Raw genomic sequence first — 20,602 nt, forward strand, 5'->3', positions numbered from 1 at the left:
CTCCTGTGAGCGTGAAGATCGATCCTCAGACAGCCTGGGCGCCCGAGATGATCTCGATCAGTTCATTGGTAATATTGGTCTGACGCGTACGGTTGTAGGTCAGGGTCAGGCGGTCGATGGCCTTGCCGGCGTTACGGGTGGCGTTATCCATCGCGGTCATCCGCGCGCCGTTTTCACCCGCCGCCGTTTCCAGCATGGTCGCGTACAGCTGGACCTGCAGGTTGCGTGGCAGCAGGCTGGACAGCATCGTGCCCTCGTCCGGCTCGAATTCATAACTGGCGACGTCAGCGTTGCCCGTATTGTCGTTTTCCGGCAGCGCCAGCGGGATAAGCTGCATCTCCGTCGGCACCTGGGTCATGACATTGCGGAACTGGTTGTACACCAGCGTGCAGATGTCGAATTCACCCTTTTCCAGCAGGGACGCAATCTGTTCACCCAGTTCCGTCGCGGACGAAAAGGGGATTTCCTTGCTGGCGGACAGGTGACGGTGACCGATGATGAGGTCAGCGAAATCCCGTGACAGGAATTCGTACGTCTTGCGCCCGACCGGCAGGATCTTGACCGTCTTGCCTTCCGCCTGAAGCTTGAGCACCAGGTTACGGGTCGTACGGTTGATGTTGGAGTTGAATGCACCGGCCAGACCACGGTCGCTGGACATGGGGACAAGCAGATGCACCTTGTCCTGACCTGTTCCGGTCAGCAGCGCAGGCTGCCCGCCTTCGCCCGCCACGCTGCGGCCCACTTCGGCCAGCATACGACGCATTGCATCGGCATAGGGCCGTGCGGCCGCCGCGCGGGTTTCAGCCCGACGCAGCTTTGCCGCCGCCACCATCTTCATCGCGCTGGTGATCTTTCGCGTCGATTTGACGCTGCCGATCCGTGCGCGCAGTTCCTTCAGGGAAGCCATGGTTGCCCGATCTTCCTCAGTTGCTGAACTGACGGCCGAACGTCGTCAGGAAATCATTCAGGCGGCTTTCGATATCCTTCGTCAGCTGGCGCTGGGTACGGATCGATTCCAGAATGTCCTTGCCCGACGTGCGGACATCGTCCAGCAGGCGCTTTTCGTAAGTCGTCACCTGATCGACCGGCACGGTATCGATATAGCCGCGTGTGCCGGCAAACAGGACAACCACCTGCTCCTCGACCGCAAGCGGCGAGGTTTCGGGCTGCTTGAGCAGTTCGACCAGACGCGCGCCACGTGCCAGCTGCTTCTGCGTGGCCGGGTCCAGATCGGACGCGAACTGCGAGAACGCCGCCATTTCACGATACTGCGCCAGTTCCAGCTTGATCTTGCCGGCAACCTGCTTCATCGCCTTGATCTGCGCCGCAGAACCGACACGGGACACGGAACCGCCGACGTTCACCGCCGGGCGGATGCCGCGGTAGAACAGGTCGGTTTCAAGGAACACCTGACCATCGGTAATGGAAATGACGTTGGTCGGGATATAGGCGGACACGTCGCCTGCCTGCGTCTCGATCACCGGCAGGGCGGTCAGGGAGCCCGCGCCAAACTTGTCGGACATCTTCGCCGCGCGTTCCAGCAGGCGCGAATGCAGGTAGAACACATCACCCGGATACGCTTCACGTCCCGGCGGACGACGCAGCAGCAGCGACATCTGGCGGTACGCGACGGCCTGCTTGGACAGGTCATCATACACGATCAGGGCATGCATGCCGTTATCGCGGAAGTATTCGCCCATGGAGCAGGCGGCATACGGCGCGAGATACTGCATCGGGGCCGGGTCGGACGCGGTGGCCGCCACGACGATGGAGTATTCCATCGCGCCGGTTTCCTCCAGCGTGCGCACCAGCTGCGCAACCGTTGAACGCTTCTGCCCGATGGCGACATAGATGCAGTAGAGCGACTTGGTCTTGTCACCCAGCGCGTTAACGGTCTTCTGGTTGACGATGGTGTCGATCAGGATGGCGGTCTTGCCGGTCTGACGGTCACCGATGATCAGTTCACGCTGGCCGCGCCCGATGGGCACAAGCGCGTCAATCGCCTTGATGCCGGTCTGCATCGGCTCACTGACGGACTGGCGCGGCATGATGCCGGGGGCCTTGATTTCCGCACGCTTGCTGATGACTTCACCAACCAGCGGCCCCTTGCCGTCGATCGGGTTGCCCAGGCCATCGACCACGCGACCCAGCAGGGCCGGGCCGGTCGGCACTTCCACCACCTTGCCGGTACGGGCGACGGTGTCGCCTTCGCGCATGGCGCTGTCATCGCCGAAAATGACAACACCGACGTTGTCATTCTCAAGGTTCAGGGCCATGCCCTTCTGGCCACTGGCGGGGAAGTCCAGCATTTCGCCGGCTTCGACATTCTGCAGGCCGTAGACACGGGCAATGCCGTCACCCACCGACAGGATGGTACCTGTCTCGGCAACGTCAACGGCCTTGTCGAACGTAGCGATCTGCTGCTTGAGGATATCCGAAATCTCGGAGGGGCGGATTTCCATCACGCGGCTCCCTTCATGGCATGGTGCAGGCGGGTAAGGCGGGATCTGAGGCTGGTATCATACAGGCGGGCGCCAATGCGCACGACCAGACCGCCCAGCAGGGCCGCGTCAACACGCTCCTGGATATTGACTTTGGAATAGCCGGCCTCGGCAAGGCGGCTGCGAAGCTGGACACGCTGCAGATCGGTCAGGGGATGGGCGGACACGACATCCGCCACCATTTCCCCGCGCCGGGCCGCAGCGATAGCCGCCAGCGCGGCAAGAATTTCACGCAGGCGCGGAAAGCGGCGGTTATTCGCCACCACGCCAACAAAATCACGCATAAGGGGGCTGAAGCCTTCAGCCTCCAGCACGGCATCGACCGCCTTCCGACTGTCGCGGATGTCGAGCGTACGATCCGTCAGCACGGTGCGCAGGTCGGCATTGCCGTCGATCAGTCCGGCAAGGCTGGATGCCTGCTCCAGAACAGGGTCAAGCTGCTTGCGGTCAGCCGCAAGCTCATAGAGCGCCGTCGCATAACGACCGGGAAGGCCATTGGCAATGGAGGCGATCGGTATTGAGGTCGTTCCACCCGAATCCACTGTCCGCTTTTCCAATCCAGAATCTCGATTCAAACACAAGCCGCCTGCCCGGAAACCTTGGCCCCGTGCGCTGCTGGCGCGGCTCTAGCACGCAGCGTAAGCGCACGCAACAGATCAGGCAGCCTGCCGGCATCGTCCGACACCACTGAACCGCCCGTTTTCCCGCGCACGTGAACACCCCCGCTACAGGTTGGCGGGATCATACATGCAGGACACCATTTCGGAAACAGCAAACCCGCGATTTTGTTGCGCCCTGGCACGGTTCCGGTGACGGGATCATTAGGCATTGATATGCATTAAGTGCATATCAATGATGCGTCAGTTTGAATCCAGCAGCGCAGCAACCTGCCGCGCGCTTTCCTTCGCCCGGATTCCGGTTGAAACCAGCCCCAGACCGGCAATCCCGGCGGCCGCGATGGCCATGCACCACCAGACGACATGCGTGGCCTGGGGAAATTCTTCCCACTGCACGCCCCCGGCCCGCACGCTGCCCGCACTCAGCGCGCCCCCCAGCGCAATACCCAGCAGCGCCCCCACCTGTCGGCTGGTGGACGCGATGGCCGCCGCCACCCCTGCCTGCGTACGCGGCATGCCCGAAATGGCGGAATTGGTAATGGGCGCGTTGCACATCCCGAACCCGCATCCACACAGACCGTAGGACACCAGCAGCAGCCATAGTGGCGTATGCGCGTCCAGCCCGGTCAGCAGCAGCGCGCTGATCCCGAATCCGACAGCCGATATCAGCAATGGCAGCCGCGCGCCGTACCGCCCCGTCAGCCGTCCCGACAGCGGGGCGCACGTCATGCTGCCAAGGGCGAAGGGCAATGTACACAGCCCGGCCTGTAGCGCGGGCAGGCCACGCACATCCTGCAGGTAGAGGGTATTGAGGAACAGGAACGCGCTGAAAATGGCAAAGGCCAGCACCGCCGTCACGATCGCGCCGGAAAAAGGCCACGCCCGGAAAAACCGCAGGTCAATCAGCGGCGAGGCCGTCCGTCGCTCCACGATGACGAACCCCAGGACAGACAGCGCACCGAAACCGAGAAATCCGGAAATGGTGGGGGAGGACCAGCCGTAATTATGGGCCTCGATCAGCCCGGACGTGACCATGGCCAGCGCCACGATGGCCAGAAGCTGTCCCGGCGCATCAATGCTGCGCCCGCGCCCGCCACGGGATTCAGGCACGAAACGCAACGTCAGCACGATCGCGATCAGGCCAATGGGCACATTGACCCAGAAAACCGCCTGCCACCCCACCCAATGCACCAGAATGCCGCCCACCACCGGCCCCAGCGCAAGCGCCACGCCCGACGTCGCCCCCCATATGCCGATCGCCTGCGCGCGGGCGCGGGGTTCCACATACACATTGGTCAGGATCGACAGCGCGACGGGATTGAGCATGGACCCGCCAATCCCCTGCACCGCGCGGGCCATGACCAGCATTTCGACACTGCGCGCAATCCCGCACAGGGCGGAACCGCCACAGAACAGCCCGATCCCCAGCAGGAACATCCGCCGCCGCCCGAACCGGTCAGCCAGCGACCCCACCAGCAGCATGAGGCTGGCGACCATCAGCGTATAGGCGTCCACCACCCATTGCAGGGTGGAAAAACTGCCATGCATATCCGCGCGGATGGAGGGGAGCACGACGTTGACGACCGTCACATCCATCATGACCAGCAGCAGGCTGAGACAGCACGTGCCCAGCACGATACGCGGGTGAATCGCGGAAGAACCGGTCATTGTCATGTAAGGCTACCCCTCCCCTGCCAACAGCGCGGCCCGACGGCAACGAATCCGGCATTCCTGTCTGGCAACATATTCGGTTATTGCAAGGGGAGTATGGAGCGGGCGAAGGGAATCGAACCCTCCTCAGAAGCTTGGAAGGCTACTGCATTACCACTATGCTACGCCCGCTCATAAGGTTGGCAGAACCTATACCGTTTCCGCCATGCGCGTGGCAAGCCCATAAACCCGCGGCACGGGGCAAACAGGTAAAACTTTCATTTTTATGCGCCACCCCCTTGACTTTCGACGCGAGTCATACTTTTTTCCGCTTCCTGTGCCGGGTTCGCATGGATGGCCCGAAACGGCGCGGCAGTCGCCTCGCCATGATGTTTCGGGTTGATGCAGGCGGCTTTGCAGGGGTGTAGCTCAATTGGCTAGAGCGCCGGTCTCCAAAACCGGAGGTTGCGGGTTCGAGACCCTCCACCCCTGCCATTTTCCGGTCGGGCATTACCCTTCCGGCCTGGCACCCGATGGGTCGGGCCACAATGGCCCGCACCGGTTCTTAGGCCCCGCACTGGCTGGAGCAGTCCGGTTGGTGCGCCGTGGCGTTGCAGGAAGGGTATTTCGTGTCGGTCAGTCCCGCGAAATTTGTTGAAGACGTCCGTGCCGAGGCCAGAAAGGTCACATGGCCCACCCGACGCGCCACCCTGATGACAACGGGTGCGGTTCTGGCCATGGCCGGTCTTGCATCGGTTTTCTTTTTCCTCGTCGACGAGGTGATCGGCCTTGCCGTACGGAAACTCTTCGGACTGGGAGGCTGAGTTCAGCCATGGCCAAGCGGTGGTATGTGATCCACGTCTATTCGGGCTTCGAGAAGAAGATAGCCCAGCACATCACGGAACAGGCCGCCCAGAAGGGCCTGGCCGATCATTTCGGTGAAATCCTCGTTCCATCGGAAGAAGTGACGGAAGTGCGCAGGGGCCAGAAGGTCAATTCGGAACGCAAGTTCTTCCCCGGTTACGTGCTGGTCAACATGGAACTGACCGATGAGGCATGGCACCTGGTCAAGGACACGCCCAAGGTCACCGGCTTCCTGGGCAGCAAGACCCGTCCCTCGCCCATTCCCAAGGTCGAGGCCGAACGGATCATGAAGCAGGCGCAGGAAGGCGTGGAACGCGTCCGTCCGTCCGTCACCTTCGAGATCGGCGAGCAGATCCGCGTGGCGGATGGTCCCTTCACCTCTTTCAACGGCACGATCGAGGAAGTGGACGAGGAACGTGGCCGCCTGAAGGTCAGCGTTTCCATCTTCGGCCGGTCCACGCCGGTAGATCTGGAATACAACCAGGTGGAAAAGGTCTGACCTTTCCCTACCTGACGACAAAGGCGCCTCCGGGCGCCTTTTTTATTGCCTGCAGCAGATTGTAAAAAGCTTCGAAGAATGCCGCCTTTTAAAAAAAAAGGCGGCACCCAAAAACTTCTATTCACTGTTCAGGAGTGATGGGCCGCCGGTGCCGCAGGCAACGCCTGCAACCGTTCGGCTGCCATGTCCGCTACCTGTCCCGTCAACTGGCTCAGCGCCGCCACCATGGCGCGCGTGCCGGTGCCAGTGGGTGACGCACTCAGGTCAAGCGGCACGGACAGTCCGTGATCCGCATCCCCGACCCTATGCACGGACAGGCTGCCCGCAAGATGCACCAGCCCCGCCGAATCGCGTGCAAAGCGGGTGATCTCGACCTCGACAGCCCCTTCCGCCGGTACGGTGGTCGCGTCATTCTGGGCAAAGACGGTCCGGCCCGGCAGGCGCTGCTGCAGGTCGGTGGACAGCACATGGCCCAGCATCAGGGCCAGTGGCTCGCTCCATGCCGCACCGGCCAGTGGCGTGACACTGTAATCATCCTGCACGCCCACGATGGTCTGCCGGTCCAGTGAGGACGGAACACCGGGGGTACGGACCTCGATCACGGCGGGAACCTGCGACGCGCTGACGGCAGGCTGCGTACTGGCCACCGGGGCCAGTGAATACAGCGTCGGGTCGGACGACCCGCACCCGGCCAGCAGGAGCGTTCCCGCCATGGCAACCGTTGTGGCCATGGTCCGCCGCGCGGAATATGTGAAGAAGGGGCGTCGCATGGTCTTATCGTCCCGTAATCAGTGCCGAGGGATGGTGGGTCAGGAAGTCCGACAGGAAGCGCAGCGAGCGCGCGGCGTCATTAAGCTGCTGCATCATCTGCTGCAGATTGCGCTGGAAGTCGGTATCGCCGCCATAGCTGGACAGGACCGAGTTCGCGTTTTTCAGCGTCTTGTCCATGCCGGTCAGCAGTTGCGGCATTTCGCTACGGGCGTCACGCGATATGACCTGCAGGTTCTGTAGCGAACCGCGCAGCGCGGTCAGCGCCTGCTTCGTGTCGGGGCTGTTTATCCGTGCATCGGCATGGGCCAGCAGGCTGGTCAGGTTGTCGCCCATCTGGGTCAACGGCATGGCTGCGATCTTGTCGCCAATGACGGACAGCGAATCCATGATGCCCGCCATGCCACCCGCCTGACCCGGCAGGACCATGGCGTCGCCTTCCATCGTGATCTGCTCGGGCTTCGCGTTCCTGACGAAGGTCAGCGCGATTTCGGATTCGCCGGTCAGCATGCTGGTGCTCTGCACCGCGGCGCGCAGTCCGTCCGCCACCTGCGTGCGCAGCAGGCCGGCCATGGCATCGGGCGGCACCTGCTGGTTATCCAGCACGCGTTCGGGCTGCAGTTCCATGGCCACGCGCACATGCGCCTTGCCGGTGGCGGGATTAACCTCCAGCTTCACATCGTCGATCATGCCGACCTGAATGCCGAACATGGTCAGGCGTCCCCCCTTCGTCAGGCCAGACACCGAACTGGTCAGGTAGGTGACAAGAGGGATACGCTCCCGGTAGCCCGCGCTGTTCGCTTCTTCCGCGCTGTCATACAGCAGGAAGGTGGTGTCGGCCCCGGCGGTGCTGGGCAGGGTATTCTTTTCATTGCGCGCATCGGGCGGGTCAAACGCGACCCCGCCGGACAGCAGCGCCTGCAGCGACTGCAGCTTGACCTTCAGCCCACCCGGGCCAAGACCCACCTGCACGCCGGACACGTTCCAGAAGCGTGTGGTGGTGCGCAGGTAACTGTCATAGGGCGCCTGCACGAAAATCTGCACCTTGATCGGTCCGCGGCCTTCGGGCGGCATGGTGTAGCCCAGCACTTCACCCACCACCACGTCGCGAAAGAAGATCGGCGCGCCCTGACCGAGCGAGCCAAGGGACTGCGTAACCAGCGTATAGGTATGCCCCGGCTGGTCCGAACGCACGCCCGGCGGCGATTCCAGTCCCTTGAAATGCGTGGTGTAGCGACCGCCCGGCTCCCCCGCATCCATGGCGATGTAGGCGCCGGACATGACGGTTTCCAGGCCGGTGACGCTGGCGCCGTTGATACGCGGCCGCACGACCCAGAAACGGGCATGGTCGGTCAGCGTGCGGGCGGCGGAGGACGTCATGCGCACGGCGACCTCGACATGGTGCAGGTCATCGCTCAGCCGGATCGAATCGACCGTACCCAGCGACACCGCCTTGTTCTTGACCTCGGTCTGGCCACTGGTCAGGCCATCGGCCGTATCAAAGCTTATGACGATCAGCGGTCCACGTTCGGTCAGGCCGCGCCAGCCCAGGTAACCCGCGATCAGGATGGCGACAATCGGCACAAGCCAGACCACGGAGAAACGGTACCGCCGCATACGGGCCTGCGGCACGTCCCCCCGCGGGTCATTGGAAAGGAAATCGTCATTCACGCCTGATCTGGCTCCATGCTGGCCGGTCCGGTACCGACCGGGGAAAGGGAAGGTGAAGGGGTCGTCTGTCCGGGATCCCGCGTTACCTGCGCACGCAGTACGGACGGGGGCAGGCCATCGACCACCCGGCCGTTGCGGCCCGCCGCATCCCACATGATGCGGGGGTCAAAGCTCCATGCCCCCAGCAGGGTCAGCACCACGACGGCGGCAAAGGCCACCATGCCCGCATTGGCGGTGACACTGGCCATGGCGTTGAAGCGCACGACCGCGACAAGGATCGAAATCATGAATACGTCGATCATGGACCACCGGCCCACCATGTCCACCACACGGAACAGCCGGGTCCGGGCCACAAGGTGCCCCCGCGCGCCATGCCATGTCTGCCAGACCATCCAGCCAAGGCTTGCGATCTTGAGCATCGGGACGGTGATGGAGGCGAAGAACACCAGCAGCGAAAGCGGGATCATGCCGTCCATCCACAATTCGATCGCGCCCTCGACAATGGTATGGCCACCCCCGCCGCCCATGCGCATGAAGGTCATGACCGGGTACAGGTTGGCCGGGATATAGAAAACGATGGCCGCGATCAGGAAGGCGGTGGTGCGTGTCAGCGATTGTGGCAGGCGACGCCAGACCTTGTGCTCGCAACGCGGGCAGATCCCCACGCAGGTCAGGTTGGAAACCGGATGCGCCAGTTCCCCCACCAGCCCGCATGACGTGCAGGCCACCAGATGGTCCACCGGCGGCATGCCGACATCATCCACATGCACGTAGTCCACTTCAACCGCCTGGTCACCTTCGGCCCGGGTCAGGGAATCGATGCGGCGGTGCCGCCAGATCATTTCGGTATCCAGCGTCGAATCCGTGGCCGCCATGGTCAGCATCAGCGCGCCGATCAGGTACACGGCGGGCCCGACATCGACATGGGCCATGTCGGTCAGCTTGGTATAGGCGACGAAGATGCCAAGGATATAGACCTCGACCATCGACCATGGCCGCAGCTTGTCATACCAGACCAGGACACGCGGCGCCCAGTCCGGCAACTGCCGGCATGACGCGGCATACAGGATGGCGAACATGAACCCGATCGCAATGGCCGGGGCCAGGATCGTGACCGCGCCCACCAGCACGCCCGCTTCCCCCCACCCTTCATGCATGAGTTCCATCGGCCCGGTCAGCAGGTCCACGGTGCGCTGCCTGCCATACACATCCAGCGTCATGAGCGATGACGCGAGGGCCGCCAGATAGAACGCGGCCGAGCTGATGCAGAACGCAAGCGGCGTCGCCAGTGGCGCGGTCCGCCGCCTGCGCGCCAGCTTCTGCCCGCAGCGCACGCATGATGCCTGCTGACCCGGGTCCAGATCCGGCAGGCGCTGGTACAGCCCACAGCCGGGACATTCCGACAATCCGCCAATGACGCGCACATGGCGGACAGGGCCGGGTTCCACATCATCACAGCGTAGATGCGGGGAGGAAGAGGACGTGTTCATACCGGGCACAGCATATAGACCAAATTAAAATGGGGAATGCCGCATTTGAGATATTGCATCATGCCAGACCATCGTTTATCAGACGCCACAGGTCTGCCGACATAGCTCAGGGGTAGAGCAACTGATTCGTAATCAGTAGGCCCTCGGTTCAATTCCGAGTGTCGGCACCACCTTCCCCCCTGATTTTTCCAAGATTTCAAACTTGCCCGAATTCGCAGACCGTTCCCCTGATTCCATGGGGTAGCGGGTGGGTAAGGCCGTCCATTTCACGGCACCCCGGATCGCGACCGGAAACGGATTCGATGACATTCGAATTCCCGGTTGATTCCGACCGTCCCGTCTGGCTGGCGCCCCGGCATGGACGAAACCGCCATGCCATTCGGTATCCCCTCCCTGGTCGTAACCATCCAGCCTGCCCGTAAACCCTTGTCATGTCGGGTATCAGCCTGTTCGACCATTGGTATTATAAATAATTACAGAATATGTCTTATTTAAAAATAATTGTAATTACAAGTGGCCATTTGTTGTATTCCAACTGCAACATATAGAGGGGCACCTGTCATGGGGATAATAAACAATCTCAATTCCTTCTTCGGAAATTACGAAGACACGTTTTATATAGAAAAAATATCTATTGATGAGATATCCATAAGCAAAAATGGAAAAGTCATCCCGGATACATCCGACCTTTTACATGATTTTTTATACGACCATGAAGAAAAGACCATATGGAATACAAAAGAAGGTTTCGTATTCCATATGGCGGATGATTGCTATGTCATCGATTTTGACGATTATATAACAACAAATGCCAATTTATATCCAAAAATGACAATATCAAAAAAAGGAATAGGGCTGGATATTAAACTATTTATGAAACACGACTAAAATACAGTGCCTTGTATACATGATAAAGCCACCCGTTCGATCGAACGGGTGGCTTGTTTTATAATGCTGCGTGCCGTGCGTCCTGCCGCACCTTACAAACCGCACCACCCCAGAAGCAGGCACATTCCCAGACCCACTACGCCAATCAGGGTCTCGATCACCGACCATGTGCGCAATGTCTGCGGGACCGTAAGACCCAGCGCATCGCGCACCTGCCAGAATCCCGAATCATTCATCGGCCCGAACATGACCGCCCCCGCTCCCGTCGCCAGCACCAGCAGTTCGGGCGAGGCACCCGCCCCATGCACCATGATCGGCGCCACGATTCCGGCCGTGGTGCTCATGGCGACTGTGGCGGACCCCACCGCCACGCGCATGCCTGCCGCCAGCCCCCATGCCAGGAACAGCAGCGGGACATGCATGTCCACCGCGGCGCGGGCGATCGCATCGGAAATGCCGCTATCCATCAGTTCCGCGCCAAAACCGCCACCCGCGCCAATCATCAGCAGCAGGCTGGCCAGTGGACCGAGGCATTCGTTGGAACAGGCCAGGATTTTCTCACGCGTCAGTCCCCGCCGCAGTCCCAGCGTCCAGAACGACAGCAGGGCCGCCAGCGCCAGCCCCACATTGGGGTCCCCCACGAAACGCAGGGCCTCGACCCAGTCCCCCGTGGTCGGCCCCATGAACCGGGTGGCCGATCCCGCCAGCATCAGCACGATGGGGGCGAGGATGGTGAACAGCGTAATGCCAAATCCCGGCAGGTCCGCATGTGCGCGGGGCGCATCGTGCCCATGGTCATGCTCTGCCCCCATCCCGGCATCCGCAGGCAGGCGGGGAACGATAAAGCGGGTATAAAGCGGCCCCGAAATGATCGCGACCGGCACGCTGACCACGGCCCCCATCCAGATTACACGCCCGATATCGGCATGATAGGCCGCAAGGGCGAACATGGTGCCGGGATGGGGTGGCATATATCCCTGCACGACCGACAGGGCGGCCGTCACCGGCAGCGCCACATGCAGGATCGGCCGTCCGGTCTGCCGCGCGATGGAAAAGGCCAGCGGCACAAGGATGACGAAGCCCACGGTAAAGAACACCGACAGCCCGACCAGCAGGCCGATCACCATCATGGCCCAGTCCAGCCGCCGTGGCCCCGCGAGTGCCACCACCGTCATGGCGATGCGGTCAGCGCCGCCTGACACCTCCAGCATCTTGCCCAGCATGGTCCCCAGCGCGATGACCGAGGCAATCTGCCCCAGCACCTGCCCCGCCCCGCCTTCAAACGACGCCACGACCCGTGAAGCGGGCATGCCGGCGGCAAACCCCAGCAGCATGGACGCGATCAGCAGGGCCAGGAACGGATTGAGCTTGACCCGTTCAATCAGGAAAACGACAACGCATATGGCCACAACAGCCAGTAACAGGGCCATTCCGACCGACATTGACGCCTATTCCCCCAATTCCATGTTCCGATGCGTGGCCTGTCATGGCATCAGCCAGCGGGTGTGGACATGGTGTTTACTATATCAGGGCCGGACAGGAAGACCTGATGCAGGTCAGTCAGAGACTGTTTCAAAACAGACCGTTGATAAAAGATACAGGTTTCCAGGTGACCCCTTTTCCAAAAGGCGGCGTTCCCTGAAGCTTTTTGAAAAAAGCTTCACCAAAAACTTTTCTGATTTTCGGGACACGTTCTCATGGCCCAGCGGCGGAATCCATCATCACGTCCTCCGCCTGCCGCAGCACGCGGGACAGGACATCCATCATGTCCTGCACCCTGTCGGCAGGAATGCCATCCAGCACGCGCGCTTCCATGTCAGCGCAGATCCGGTGCAGGGTCGCGCATTTGCGCCGGCCGCGCGCGGTCAGCACAAGGCTCTTGGCGCGCCTGTCCTCCTGATCGGGATGGCGTTCGACCAGCCCTTCTTCCTCCAGCAGGTCCAGCACGCGCACCAGTGCAGAACTGTCGGTATTCATGGCATGGGCCAGCGTGCGCTGGCTGACGCGGTCGGGCAGCATCATGAGGTACGCCAGCGGGCGCATCATCGCCATGCTCATGCCTTCGGGCCGTAGCGCACGGTCCAGACCCAGCCGCCACGTATTGGCCAGCCGCATGGTCAGGAACGTCATCCTCATGTCCTGAAAACCCGCGCCCTCGATATCTGGCAATGGTGAACGGTCAGCCATGCGCATCCCCTGCTGGTGTCAGACCCCGCCGAAGTCTTCTGCGTGCCCGATAGCATGCCCGCCCGGTCCGATCATGACCCATTTATGCGATGGCTGCCCGGCGGCACCGATATGCAGGACAGATATAATTGACATGGCATTAATTGTCATACAATAAATTGTGCTCCATGCCCTTTAACTTCCTGCGGCATGCGTTATCAGATGCCCAAAACGCCGCAGCCGGGAGTCGGCACCCACATGTTTTCCAGCCTTACGCGCCATTTTTCCGACGACGCCCAATGGGCTACGCTGCGCACCACGGCGGCGTTCAGCGGGCGTGCCCTGCTGTCGGTTGCCATTGCGCTGTTCCTGGCGTTCAGCTTCCAGCTCCAGTCCCCCATGAGTTCGGTCACAACGGTCATGATCGTGGCCAACCCGACAGTGGGCGCGCTGGTATCCAAAAGCGTATGGCGCGTGATCGGGACCATTATCGGCGCGTCCATCAGCGTGGGGCTTATGGCGGTGTTCGTGCAGTCCCCGGTACTGTATTTCATGGGGCTGTCGTTCACGGTGGGACTGGCGTGCATGGCGGCGACTTTCCTGCGGCTGTTCCGCGCCTATGCCGCCGTGCTGACGGGTTATACCATCGTCATCATCTCCGCCCCCGCGTTTGATGACCCGGATGGCATTTTCCTTAGCGCCATGTCGCGGCTTTCCGCCGTGGTGGTGGGGATCGTGACAACGGCGGCGGTGTTCATGGTGACCTCGCCACGCCGCTCGGACACCCTGTTCGTGCAGATCCACGCCCTGTTCCGCGATACGATCGGCTATATCCAGGCGTTCCACCAGGGCTACACCAACGTGCCCGCGCAGGACCCCGACGCGCTGCCGGGCAGCACGTTCCGCTCCCTGCCGACCAATTTTCACGACAGCCGGGCGGCCATGCTGGCGCGGATCGGGCGGCTGTCGGATGCGGTGGAATACGCGGCCACCGACAATTACGACATAAGCGTGCGCGAACGTGAAATCCGCGCGGGGCTTGCGCGCCTGTCGGGTATCGTTGCGTCTTACCATCCCCACACCATCACCGCCGCCGATACCGAGCAGGACCGTGCGGTGCATGCCGAAATCGTGTCCATGCTGCAGTTCCTCATGGACCGGACGACGGGCCGGACGCTGGAATCCAGCTGGATGGAGGGCTGCGCGCGCATACGCCATACCCGCGACCTCATGATCGCGCAGGCGCGCGGGACGCATTCCCCGCAGTCGCTGCTTTTCCTTGACGACATACAGGACCTGCTGGGCCAGATCGAAACCGCGTTGCAGGATCTGTCGCGCCGGGGCAGCGCGGGCCGCAGGCTGCGGCTGCAGCCCTATCTGGAATGGCCGACGGCGCTGCGCAACGGTGCGCGCGGCATGCTGATCACCATGTCGGCGTGCCTGATCTGGTACGTGCTGCACTGGACGGCGGCCCCGACCATGATGCTGTACGTGGTGGCGGCGGCCAGCCTGCTGTCCACCCTGCCTTCCGCATCCCGCGCGGCCGGGCTCATGGCGGCGGGCACGGCGCTGGGGGTTCCGGCGGGACTGTTATGCCATACCTACCTGCTGCCGCAGGTAGATGGCTACCCGCTGCTGTGGCTTTCGCTGTGCATCATGCTGCTGCCGGGCATATGGTTGCAGTTCCACCCGAAATTCGGGGTTGGCGGGTTTGGTTACGGCGTGTTTTCGACCGTGATGCTGCAGGTCAACAACCCGATCCATTATTACAACGACATAAGCCTGCTCAACGGCTGGATGGCGCTGCTCATGGGGTGCATCATGCTGGTGCTGTCGTTCCGGGTGATCCTGCCGCCCAACCACAGGCTGGATGCCGCCCGCCTTGTCACGTCGCTGACGCGCAGCCTGCGCAGGCTGGCGCTGTCGGGACGCAGGCAGGGCAAGGAATGGCTGGTGTGGGAAAACCTGCAACTGCAGAAGGTGCTGCGTCTGGCGATGCGGCTGTCCTTTTTTGCCCGGCCCGCCATGATCCATGAATACATCGATGCGGCTCTGGCCACGCTGTCACTGGGGCGACTGGTGGAGCGGATCCGCATGATTGCCGCAAGTCCCGAGATAACCGGGGCGCAGCAGGTCGCCATTTACGATGCGCTCGATACCTTCGCCGAACTGGCGCACAACCCGCTGCTGACGGCGGCGGGCCTGCGTCGGGCGGCGGACATGCTGTGCCCGCCCGACGCGATCACGCTACGCCCCCCCGCGCAGGTCGAGGCCATGGCGTGTCTGGAGCAGGCGGCGCGGATCATCCAGGACATTCCCGGCTTCCTTGACCAGCGCGGCCCGCTGCAATGGGCGGAAGACTATCCCGCCGCCCACCGTCCGCCGCTTGCGGCCGTCAGGACGGAATCCGGCTGAGTACCGAGAACGACACCGCATCCATGACCGTCGTGTCCACTTCATCACCCGGCTTCAGGGTCTTGAGGAAGTCCTGCATCGGCTTCTGGCGCACCAGCACGACGCGGGTAATGTCATCGGGATCGACAAACACGACCTGATTGCGCGTGGTGTCCACGCCCGTCACCTTCACGCGTTCACGCTTGAAGGACACCATCATGCCATGCGGGTGCGGGCCGGTGCGCGTGCCTGCGGCGCTTTCGGTCGATTCCGGCATGGGCGCGCCCGGCGGTGCGATGACGGCATCAATGGTGCGCACGATGCGCAGGCCGATCTTGTCACCGGCATGCAGGACCGGCAGCTTGGCGCGCACGTCAGGGTCAACGCGCACGGTATCCAGGTTGCCCGCCTTGTCACGCAGCAGCACCATGCCCGCTTCGTGGTCCACGCTTTCGACGATTGCAGTCGCCGTCTGGTTGCCCACGATAACCGGGGCGGCCTGCGCCATGGCGGACTGTGACGCGCCACACAGGCTGGCGGCGCCTGCCGTTATGGTAATGGCCAGTGCCGCCGCAACGCGACGGGGTGCAAACAGCTTCACATTCATATTTCTTGTTCTTTCCTCAATCTCTTGACGGGTATGGACCCCTGCCGGTTGGACCTGCGCCCAGGCCGGCTTCATCATATTCCATAACGTCTAAATGCAGTCATGTATCCAAAGATGTATGGCGCTCAGGCATAGTCCGGAACGCCGGGCATGACCACAAAGCCCGGCAGGCCACGCATCCGTCGCGCCCATCGCCGCAGGGCGGGACAGGTGTCGCGTTCCACCCCAAGGTCCACCGTCAGCGCGAACACGACGAACAGCACCACGTCGGCAATGCTGGCGGCGGGGGCTGCGAACCAGTCATGCCCCTCCATCGCGCGCGCACTCATGTGGTCTTCCATCCGGCGCAGGGCGGCCACCAGCGCGCCCATGGGCGGCAGGACCGGCAGCGTGGTGCCAAAGGCGGCATCGCGTGCCGCCGCCATCGTATCGAGCGCCGTCGTCCCGAAATCCAGCCAGTCGAGGATCGCCCATTCATGCGCCGGGTCCAGCCATGCCCGCGCAACCTCCGGCTGGCGGGCAATGAACTGCATGATGACGCCAGGGCGTGACAGGCGCACACTGCCAGCCACCAGCACCGGTGGCCGCTCCCCCGCCCGCAGTCCCGCGGGGCGCTGGCCCACGGGCAGGTCCGTGTCCACCGCCCGTATCTCATACGTCATGCCCATGAGCGACAGGCCAAGGCGCACGGCATAGCAGCGCACATCCGGCGTCCAGTCATACAGGACCAGTCTGGCGGTCATGCCATTTCTCCCGCGATCAGTCCGTCCATGACGGGGGCGATGCCAGCGCCACTTTCCACCGCGTCACGCAGTTGTTCGGCCCAGCGTGACAGCGCGGGGGACGACGGGCCATCCGCATCCGCCACCCGCACCACATGCAGCATGGCCTGCCCCGCCACCGGTTCATGCACCGCCAGACCGACCGGCCCGTGCCACGCAATCCCCGCATCGGGCGCGATGCCGGCCGCATGGCGCAACGGCCCCACGGATGCCTTGACGTGGAGGGTGCGCACCGGCAGCACGTTGTCCGGCCCGGTTCCCCCGGCGGGAAAATCCTCCGCCCCGTCCATGCTGACCCATGCAAGGCCCGCATGTTCGCGCACGCCATAGGCATGTACATGGATCGAGGCAGGCACGCGCACCTGCGGGTGGGCCGGGATCAGCCTGCACCGCGCGCCGCCGCCAAACTGCCAGCCGTGGTACAGGCACCCCAGCGCATCATCGCGCACGAAGCCGAAACTCAGCCGCATGCCCCGATGGGGGCAGCGGTCTTCCCACGCATGCAGCGTTGGGGTGGGTGCGTCCTCGCGCCACAACACGACTTCGCGGCCACCAATCCGCACGCCCGCGACCTCGCCACGGCGTATATCAGACAGGACGCTGACCGGCTGCCATCTTTTCATACGTTCCCCGCTTCCTTCCATCAGGCCCTGAGGATTGCACACCGCGGGGCGTATCGGACACAACAGCGTGTATTCTTTCACGCAACACCATGGCGTGCCACCATGATGGCAGCTAACATTACGCCACCATCACGGCAATCCGCACACAGCGCGATGGCATACCGCAAACAGGAACCGGGCAATGACACAGATCACCGCCGATGAAACCATCCTGTCCTACTGGCATGTGATCAGTCCCCTGTCACACCTGCGCACCACGCCCACCGATACCATGCTGCTGGACCGGCACATAACCTTCGGCCTTGATGCGCGGGACAATCCCTTCGCCTGCGACGTGGCGGACAGGCGCGCCCTGCCGGTCCGTGCCCGCCATGGCTGCCTGTGGACCTGCCTGGGCACACCAGCGGGCGACATTCCCGCCATTGACGAAGCCCAGGAACCCGACCGCAGGCTGGTTGATTGCGGGGTGTTCACGGTGCGGACATCGGCCCCGCGCATTGTCGAGAATTTCCTCGACATGGCGCATTTCCCCTTTGTCCACACCAACATACTTGGTGCCGAACCGAACACCGAAGTCGCGCGCTACACCATTGAACTGCGTGATGACGGCAAGGAGGTCTGGGCCACGGACTGCCATTTCTTCCAGCCGCAGGCCGCCCTGTCCGCCACCGACGGGCTGGACACGGAATACCTGTACCGCGTGGCGGGGCCGTTCGTGACGCTGCTGTACAAGACCTGTCCCGCGCAGCCCGAACGCTTTGACGTCATCGCCCTGTTCGTGCAGCCGATGACGCAGGAATGTTCCCGCGCGCATCCGGTCATGTTCCTGATCGATGATGTCTCGCCCCAGGCCAACCTGATCGAATTCCAGCAGACCATCTTCCTGCAGGACCGTATCATTCTGGAAAACCAGCGTCCGCGCCGGCTGCCGCTTTCGGCCGGGGCGGAAATCCCCACCATGGCGGACCGCATGTCGGTCGCCTACCGCCGGTGGCTGCGCGACCGCGGGGTCAGCTACGGCACGACGGCCTGAACACCTGCGCCTGACGCATTACCCCCTTCCGCCGGGTGGGGCTGCCCGCGCGGGACACATGGTGTAAGCGTCACGCATCACCAGACAGAGACAAGTCAGGATAACCACCCATGACCGACCAGACCCAGCCCGACGCCTTTGAACAGGGCAAGGCCGCCGCCAACAGGGGCGAGCCCCTGATCGAAAACCCGTTTGACGAGACCCTGCCCGCCTATGAACAGTGGAACAAGGGATGGTGGGCCGTGCGCGAAAACGATGGCGACTTCGACCCCTTTGCCGAAAAATAAGCCTTAGGGCCACGATGGTGTGAGGTCATTGAAACGTGAGTGTTCCCCCCATTGTAGAGGGACCGCGCCACGTGGAATGAATGGCGCTGACGGTTTTGCTGAAATGAAAACGGCGACTGTCCTCAGGGAAAGGCGGCATCGGCAACGGTGCCGCCTTTTTCCATTCAGGCGATCATGACCGCGCCGACATGCTGCCCGGTGCGCTGGGCTGCGTCTGGGCGGCCATCCGTCCCCCCATCCGCGCACAGACCCTGAAGGCCAGCAGCGCGCCAGCCGATGTCACGAAAACCGGGATCCACATGTCATGCCCCAGATGCGTGAACTCGATCCCCAGCGCCACCGCCGTCAGCGGCATGGACATGAACGTGCCAAGGAAGGCGATCCCGCCCAGCAGCGCCACGCTGCCCGCATCCACCACAGGCAGCACCATGTTCCACGCCCCCGCCAGAACGGTGGACAGCAGCGCCCCCATGGTCAGGCTGGGTGTCAGCAGGCCACCCGCCGCCCCCGCGCGCAATGCCCCCATGATCACCACGACCTTGAGCACAAGCAGGATTGCCGCCAGTTCCATGCCCAGCCGGGCTGACAGCGCCAGTTGCATCGGCCCGCGCCCGTTACCCGGCAGCTGCGGGTAAAAACAGGTCAGCACGCCCAGCAGGGGAAACACCACCAGGCACCAGCCGATGCGCGAGACACCCTTCGCCGCACGGTTCTGCACGATACCCATCAGCCGCCGGGCCACATGCGCGCCAGTACCGATGACCGGACCGGCGCATATCGCCCACAGCACCACGGGTGCGGTGACCGCCATCGGCCCGGTTTCATACTGGTGTACATTGCCCAGCACCGCCCACGGCACGAACGCCCCGATAGCCGACGCCGCCACCGCGCACAGGACGGCCCGCTGCCCGATGGTGCCCAGCAGTACTTCGAGGATGAACAGCGCACCGCCCAGCGGCACATTATAGACTGCCGACAGCCCCGCCCCCGCACCGCAGGCGATGAGGATGCGCCGGTCATCCGCCACAAGATCCAGCATGCGGCCCGTGCCAGTGGCCAGCACGGCACCCAGTTCACGCGGCGCCACCTCACGCCCCAGCGGCGAGCCAAGGGCCACGGTCACGATCTGCAGCAGCAGATGGATGAGGGTGGATAGCGGCGGCATCGGCCTGCCCGGACCCGTCTTGCCAACAGCAGCGGCAATGCTGACCAGGGGCCGGCCCAAACGCCCCAGCGCCCACCAGCCCACGCCGGCCACGACACCCGCAACGGACAGGGCCACAATACGCCGCCAGCGCGGTGCGGCGCTGACGCCCTGCAGGAAGTTATGCGGCCCGTCCGCCTGCCCGTAGCCATAGGCAACATGCTGGATCATGTGCAGCAGCAGCGACAGCACCGTACCCCCCAGCCCGGACAGGATACCCGTGCAGACAACCGCCATGGCCATGACCGGCCAGGGCGAGGAAGCGGCAGGTGGAACGGAAGGGGAAGCGGATGTGGTCATGATTGCATGGGGTATGCCGGATCAGGGGCCGGATGCAAGACAGGTTTCAGACGCGACGGGACAGGCTGGATAGGTCACAGGTTCCCATGCCGCTCCCGGCGCGATCCAGCGTCGATGCGGTCATGCAATGCGAAAGCATCCGCGCCCGTGGAAAACGGGGCCTGATCCGCCATGACAGGCACGAAAAGGGGCTGGCGCACAGGATTGGCCGAAGGCAGGAACGCAACCGCCGACATGGATACCGCAGGCATATGGATG

The 20,602-nt window shown here is 63.0% G+C and carries 19 protein-coding genes and 3 tRNA genes; 7 read left to right on the forward strand and 15 right to left on the reverse strand.

All coding sequences use genetic code 11. The annotated features are described in order from the left end of the window. Nucleotides 1-25: 25 nt before the first annotated feature. From S101446_RS09915 to S101446_RS09935, 5 genes are all read right to left on the reverse strand, one after another. Nucleotides 26-907 (reverse strand): F0F1 ATP synthase subunit gamma, encoded by an 882-nt coding sequence (locus S101446_RS09915; protein ID WP_010508951.1) that lies wholly within the window; start codon nucleotides 905-907, stop codon nucleotides 26-28. Between the two features lie 16 nt (nucleotides 908-923). After that, entirely contained in the window at nucleotides 924-2,462 is a 1,539-nt protein-coding gene (gene atpA, locus S101446_RS09920; protein WP_087608270.1) for a F0F1 ATP synthase subunit alpha, read from the reverse strand. Beyond that, nucleotides 2,462-3,058 carry a F0F1 ATP synthase subunit delta gene (locus S101446_RS09925; RefSeq protein ID WP_010508946.1) on the reverse strand — a complete coding sequence of 199 codons (597 nt, stop codon included), beginning with the start codon at nucleotides 3,056-3,058 and terminating at the stop codon, nucleotides 2,462-2,464. Before S101446_RS09925 ends, atpA begins: the two co-directional genes overlap by 1 nt. 303 nt (nucleotides 3,059-3,361) lie before the next feature. Next, a complete protein-coding gene (locus S101446_RS09930) occupies nucleotides 3,362-4,786 on the reverse strand; it encodes an MFS transporter (protein WP_048851760.1) in 1,425 nt (474 codons plus the stop codon). A gap of 100 nt (nucleotides 4,787-4,886) precedes the next feature. Then, nucleotides 4,887-4,960, reverse strand: a tRNA-Gly gene (locus tag S101446_RS09935). Between the two features lie 226 nt (nucleotides 4,961-5,186). On the opposite strand from S101446_RS09935, the gene S101446_RS09940 reads away from it, so the two are divergent. From S101446_RS09940 to nusG, 3 genes are all read left to right on the forward strand, one after another. Continuing rightward, a tRNA-Trp gene (locus tag S101446_RS09940) sits at nucleotides 5,187-5,263 on the forward strand. A 134-nt stretch (nucleotides 5,264-5,397) separates the two neighbouring features. After that, entirely contained in the window at nucleotides 5,398-5,592 is a 195-nt protein-coding gene (gene secE, locus S101446_RS09945; RefSeq protein WP_007397644.1) for a preprotein translocase subunit SecE, read from the forward strand. Nucleotides 5,593-5,600: 8 nt separating this feature from the next. Beyond that, complete coding sequence (gene nusG / locus S101446_RS09950) at nucleotides 5,601-6,131, forward strand: transcription termination/antitermination protein NusG (protein ID WP_010508943.1); 531 nt, start codon at nucleotides 5,601-5,603, stop codon at nucleotides 6,129-6,131. A 128-nt stretch (nucleotides 6,132-6,259) separates the two neighbouring features. Here nusG and S101446_RS09955 read toward each other — a convergent pair whose 3' ends face one another. From S101446_RS09955 to S101446_RS09965, 3 genes are read right to left on the reverse strand one after another with little or no spacing between them, the layout of a single operon-like run. Continuing rightward, nucleotides 6,260-6,901 carry a PqiC family protein gene (locus tag S101446_RS09955; protein ID WP_087608271.1) on the reverse strand — a complete coding sequence of 214 codons (642 nt, stop codon included), beginning with the start codon at nucleotides 6,899-6,901 and terminating at the stop codon, nucleotides 6,260-6,262. A 4-nt stretch (nucleotides 6,902-6,905) separates the two neighbouring features. Continuing rightward, a complete protein-coding gene (locus S101446_RS09960) occupies nucleotides 6,906-8,570 on the reverse strand; it encodes a PqiB family protein (RefSeq protein WP_087608272.1) in 1,665 nt (554 codons plus the stop codon). Continuing rightward, on the reverse strand, nucleotides 8,567-10,060 hold the full coding sequence (locus S101446_RS09965) for a paraquat-inducible protein A (protein WP_048849300.1): 1,494 nt from the start codon (nucleotides 10,058-10,060) through the stop codon (nucleotides 8,567-8,569). Before S101446_RS09965 ends, S101446_RS09960 begins: the two co-directional genes overlap by 4 nt. Nucleotides 10,061-10,155: 95 nt before the next feature. Between S101446_RS09965 and S101446_RS09970 the strand changes: the two genes are divergently transcribed. Then, nucleotides 10,156-10,230: transfer RNA gene (locus tag S101446_RS09970), tRNA-Thr, on the forward strand. Nucleotides 10,231-11,040: 810 nt separating this feature from the next. Here the strand turns inward: S101446_RS09970 and S101446_RS09980 are convergent. Together S101446_RS09980 and S101446_RS09985 are read right to left on the reverse strand one after the other, a co-directional pair. Next, entirely contained in the window at nucleotides 11,041-12,390 is a 1,350-nt protein-coding gene (locus S101446_RS09980) for a GntT/GntP/DsdX family permease (protein ID WP_026019762.1), read from the reverse strand. Nucleotides 12,391-12,643: 253 nt separating this feature from the next. Next, nucleotides 12,644-13,135: a MarR family winged helix-turn-helix transcriptional regulator gene (locus S101446_RS09985; protein ID WP_182355925.1), complete on the reverse strand. Its 492-nt coding sequence runs from the start codon at nucleotides 13,133-13,135 to the stop codon at nucleotides 12,644-12,646. A gap of 189 nt (nucleotides 13,136-13,324) precedes the next feature. On the opposite strand from S101446_RS09985, the gene S101446_RS09990 reads away from it, so the two are divergent. Continuing rightward, complete coding sequence (locus S101446_RS09990) at nucleotides 13,325-15,529, forward strand: FUSC family protein (RefSeq protein WP_019085973.1); 2,205 nt, start codon at nucleotides 13,325-13,327, stop codon at nucleotides 15,527-15,529. Here the strand turns inward: S101446_RS09990 and S101446_RS09995 are convergent. The 3 genes from S101446_RS09995 to S101446_RS10005 all read right to left on the reverse strand — a co-directional run bounded on the left by S101446_RS09995 (nucleotide 15,510) and on the right by S101446_RS10005 (nucleotide 17,520). Beyond that, on the reverse strand, nucleotides 15,510-16,115 hold the full coding sequence (locus tag S101446_RS09995; protein ID WP_010508927.1) for a hypothetical protein: 606 nt from the start codon (nucleotides 16,113-16,115) through the stop codon (nucleotides 15,510-15,512). The genes S101446_RS09990 and S101446_RS09995 overlap by 20 nt on opposite strands. A 125-nt stretch (nucleotides 16,116-16,240) precedes the next feature. Next, nucleotides 16,241-16,858: a glutathione S-transferase family protein gene (locus S101446_RS10000; RefSeq protein WP_019085974.1), complete on the reverse strand. Its 618-nt coding sequence runs from the start codon at nucleotides 16,856-16,858 to the stop codon at nucleotides 16,241-16,243. Continuing rightward, nucleotides 16,855-17,520 (reverse strand): Rieske 2Fe-2S domain-containing protein, encoded by a 666-nt coding sequence (locus S101446_RS10005; RefSeq protein ID WP_087608869.1) that lies wholly within the window; start codon nucleotides 17,518-17,520, stop codon nucleotides 16,855-16,857. Before S101446_RS10005 ends, S101446_RS10000 begins: the two co-directional genes overlap by 4 nt. A gap of 181 nt (nucleotides 17,521-17,701) precedes the next feature. On the opposite strand from S101446_RS10005, the gene S101446_RS10010 reads away from it, so the two are divergent. Both S101446_RS10010 and S101446_RS18025 read left to right on the forward strand, forming a co-directional pair. Further along, nucleotides 17,702-18,553, forward strand: a complete 852-nt coding sequence (locus tag S101446_RS10010; protein ID WP_087608274.1) for an aromatic ring-hydroxylating oxygenase subunit alpha — start codon at nucleotides 17,702-17,704, stop codon at nucleotides 18,551-18,553. A 110-nt stretch (nucleotides 18,554-18,663) separates the two neighbouring features. Next, a complete protein-coding gene (locus tag S101446_RS18025; protein WP_167376431.1) occupies nucleotides 18,664-18,840 on the forward strand; it encodes a hypothetical protein in 177 nt (58 codons plus the stop codon). 172 nt (nucleotides 18,841-19,012) lie between these two features. Here the strand turns inward: S101446_RS18025 and S101446_RS10015 are convergent, their stop codons facing one another. Further along, nucleotides 19,013-20,287 (reverse strand): chloride channel protein, encoded by a 1,275-nt coding sequence (locus S101446_RS10015; RefSeq protein WP_087608275.1) that lies wholly within the window; start codon nucleotides 20,285-20,287, stop codon nucleotides 19,013-19,015. A gap of 131 nt (nucleotides 20,288-20,418) precedes the next feature. Further along, nucleotides 20,419-20,595 carry a hypothetical protein gene (locus S101446_RS18030; RefSeq protein WP_167376432.1) on the reverse strand — a complete coding sequence of 59 codons (177 nt, stop codon included), beginning with the start codon at nucleotides 20,593-20,595 and terminating at the stop codon, nucleotides 20,419-20,421. Nucleotides 20,596-20,602 lie beyond the last annotated feature (7 nt).

Source organism: Komagataeibacter europaeus, assembly GCF_002173515.1.
Lineage (GTDB): Bacteria > Pseudomonadota > Alphaproteobacteria > Acetobacterales > Acetobacteraceae > Komagataeibacter > Komagataeibacter europaeus.

Excerpts from the sequence above, each read along its gene's own strand:
- S101446_RS09985 (WP_182355925.1), bottom strand. The coding sequence starts at position 13,135 with ATGGCTGACCGTTCACCATTGCCAGATATCGAGGGCGCGGGTTTTCAG.
- S101446_RS10010 (WP_087608274.1), top strand. The coding sequence starts at position 17,702 with ATGACACAGATCACCGCCGATGAAACCATCCTGTCCTACTGGCATGTG.
- S101446_RS09980 (WP_026019762.1), bottom strand. The coding sequence starts at position 12,390 with ATGTCGGTCGGAATGGCCCTGTTACTGGCTGTTGTGGCCATATGCGTT.
- nusG (WP_010508943.1), top strand. The coding sequence starts at position 5,601 with ATGGCCAAGCGGTGGTATGTGATCCACGTCTATTCGGGCTTCGAGAAG.
- S101446_RS09955 (WP_087608271.1), bottom strand. The coding sequence starts at position 6,901 with ATGCGACGCCCCTTCTTCACATATTCCGCGCGGCGGACCATGGCCACA.
- S101446_RS10000 (WP_019085974.1), bottom strand. The coding sequence starts at position 16,858 with ATGACCGCCAGACTGGTCCTGTATGACTGGACGCCGGATGTGCGCTGC.
- S101446_RS18030 (WP_167376432.1), bottom strand. The coding sequence starts at position 20,595 with ATGCCTGCGGTATCCATGTCGGCGGTTGCGTTCCTGCCTTCGGCCAAT.
- S101446_RS10005 (WP_087608869.1), bottom strand. The coding sequence starts at position 17,520 with ATGAAAAGATGGCAGCCGGTCAGCGTCCTGTCTGATATACGCCGTGGC.
- atpA (WP_087608270.1), bottom strand. The coding sequence starts at position 2,462 with ATGGAAATCCGCCCCTCCGAGATTTCGGATATCCTCAAGCAGCAGATC.
- S101446_RS09965 (WP_048849300.1), bottom strand. The coding sequence starts at position 10,060 with ATGAACACGTCCTCTTCCTCCCCGCATCTACGCTGTGATGATGTGGAA.
- S101446_RS09915 (WP_010508951.1), bottom strand. The coding sequence starts at position 907 with ATGGCTTCCCTGAAGGAACTGCGCGCACGGATCGGCAGCGTCAAATCG.
- S101446_RS09930 (WP_048851760.1), bottom strand. The coding sequence starts at position 4,786 with ATGACCGGTTCTTCCGCGATTCACCCGCGTATCGTGCTGGGCACGTGC.
- S101446_RS09990 (WP_019085973.1), top strand. The coding sequence starts at position 13,325 with ATGCGTTATCAGATGCCCAAAACGCCGCAGCCGGGAGTCGGCACCCAC.
- S101446_RS10015 (WP_087608275.1), bottom strand. The coding sequence starts at position 20,287 with ATGGCCATGGCGGTTGTCTGCACGGGTATCCTGTCCGGGCTGGGGGGT.
- S101446_RS18025 (WP_167376431.1), top strand. The coding sequence starts at position 18,664 with ATGACCGACCAGACCCAGCCCGACGCCTTTGAACAGGGCAAGGCCGCC.
- S101446_RS09995 (WP_010508927.1), bottom strand. The coding sequence starts at position 16,115 with ATGAATGTGAAGCTGTTTGCACCCCGTCGCGTTGCGGCGGCACTGGCC.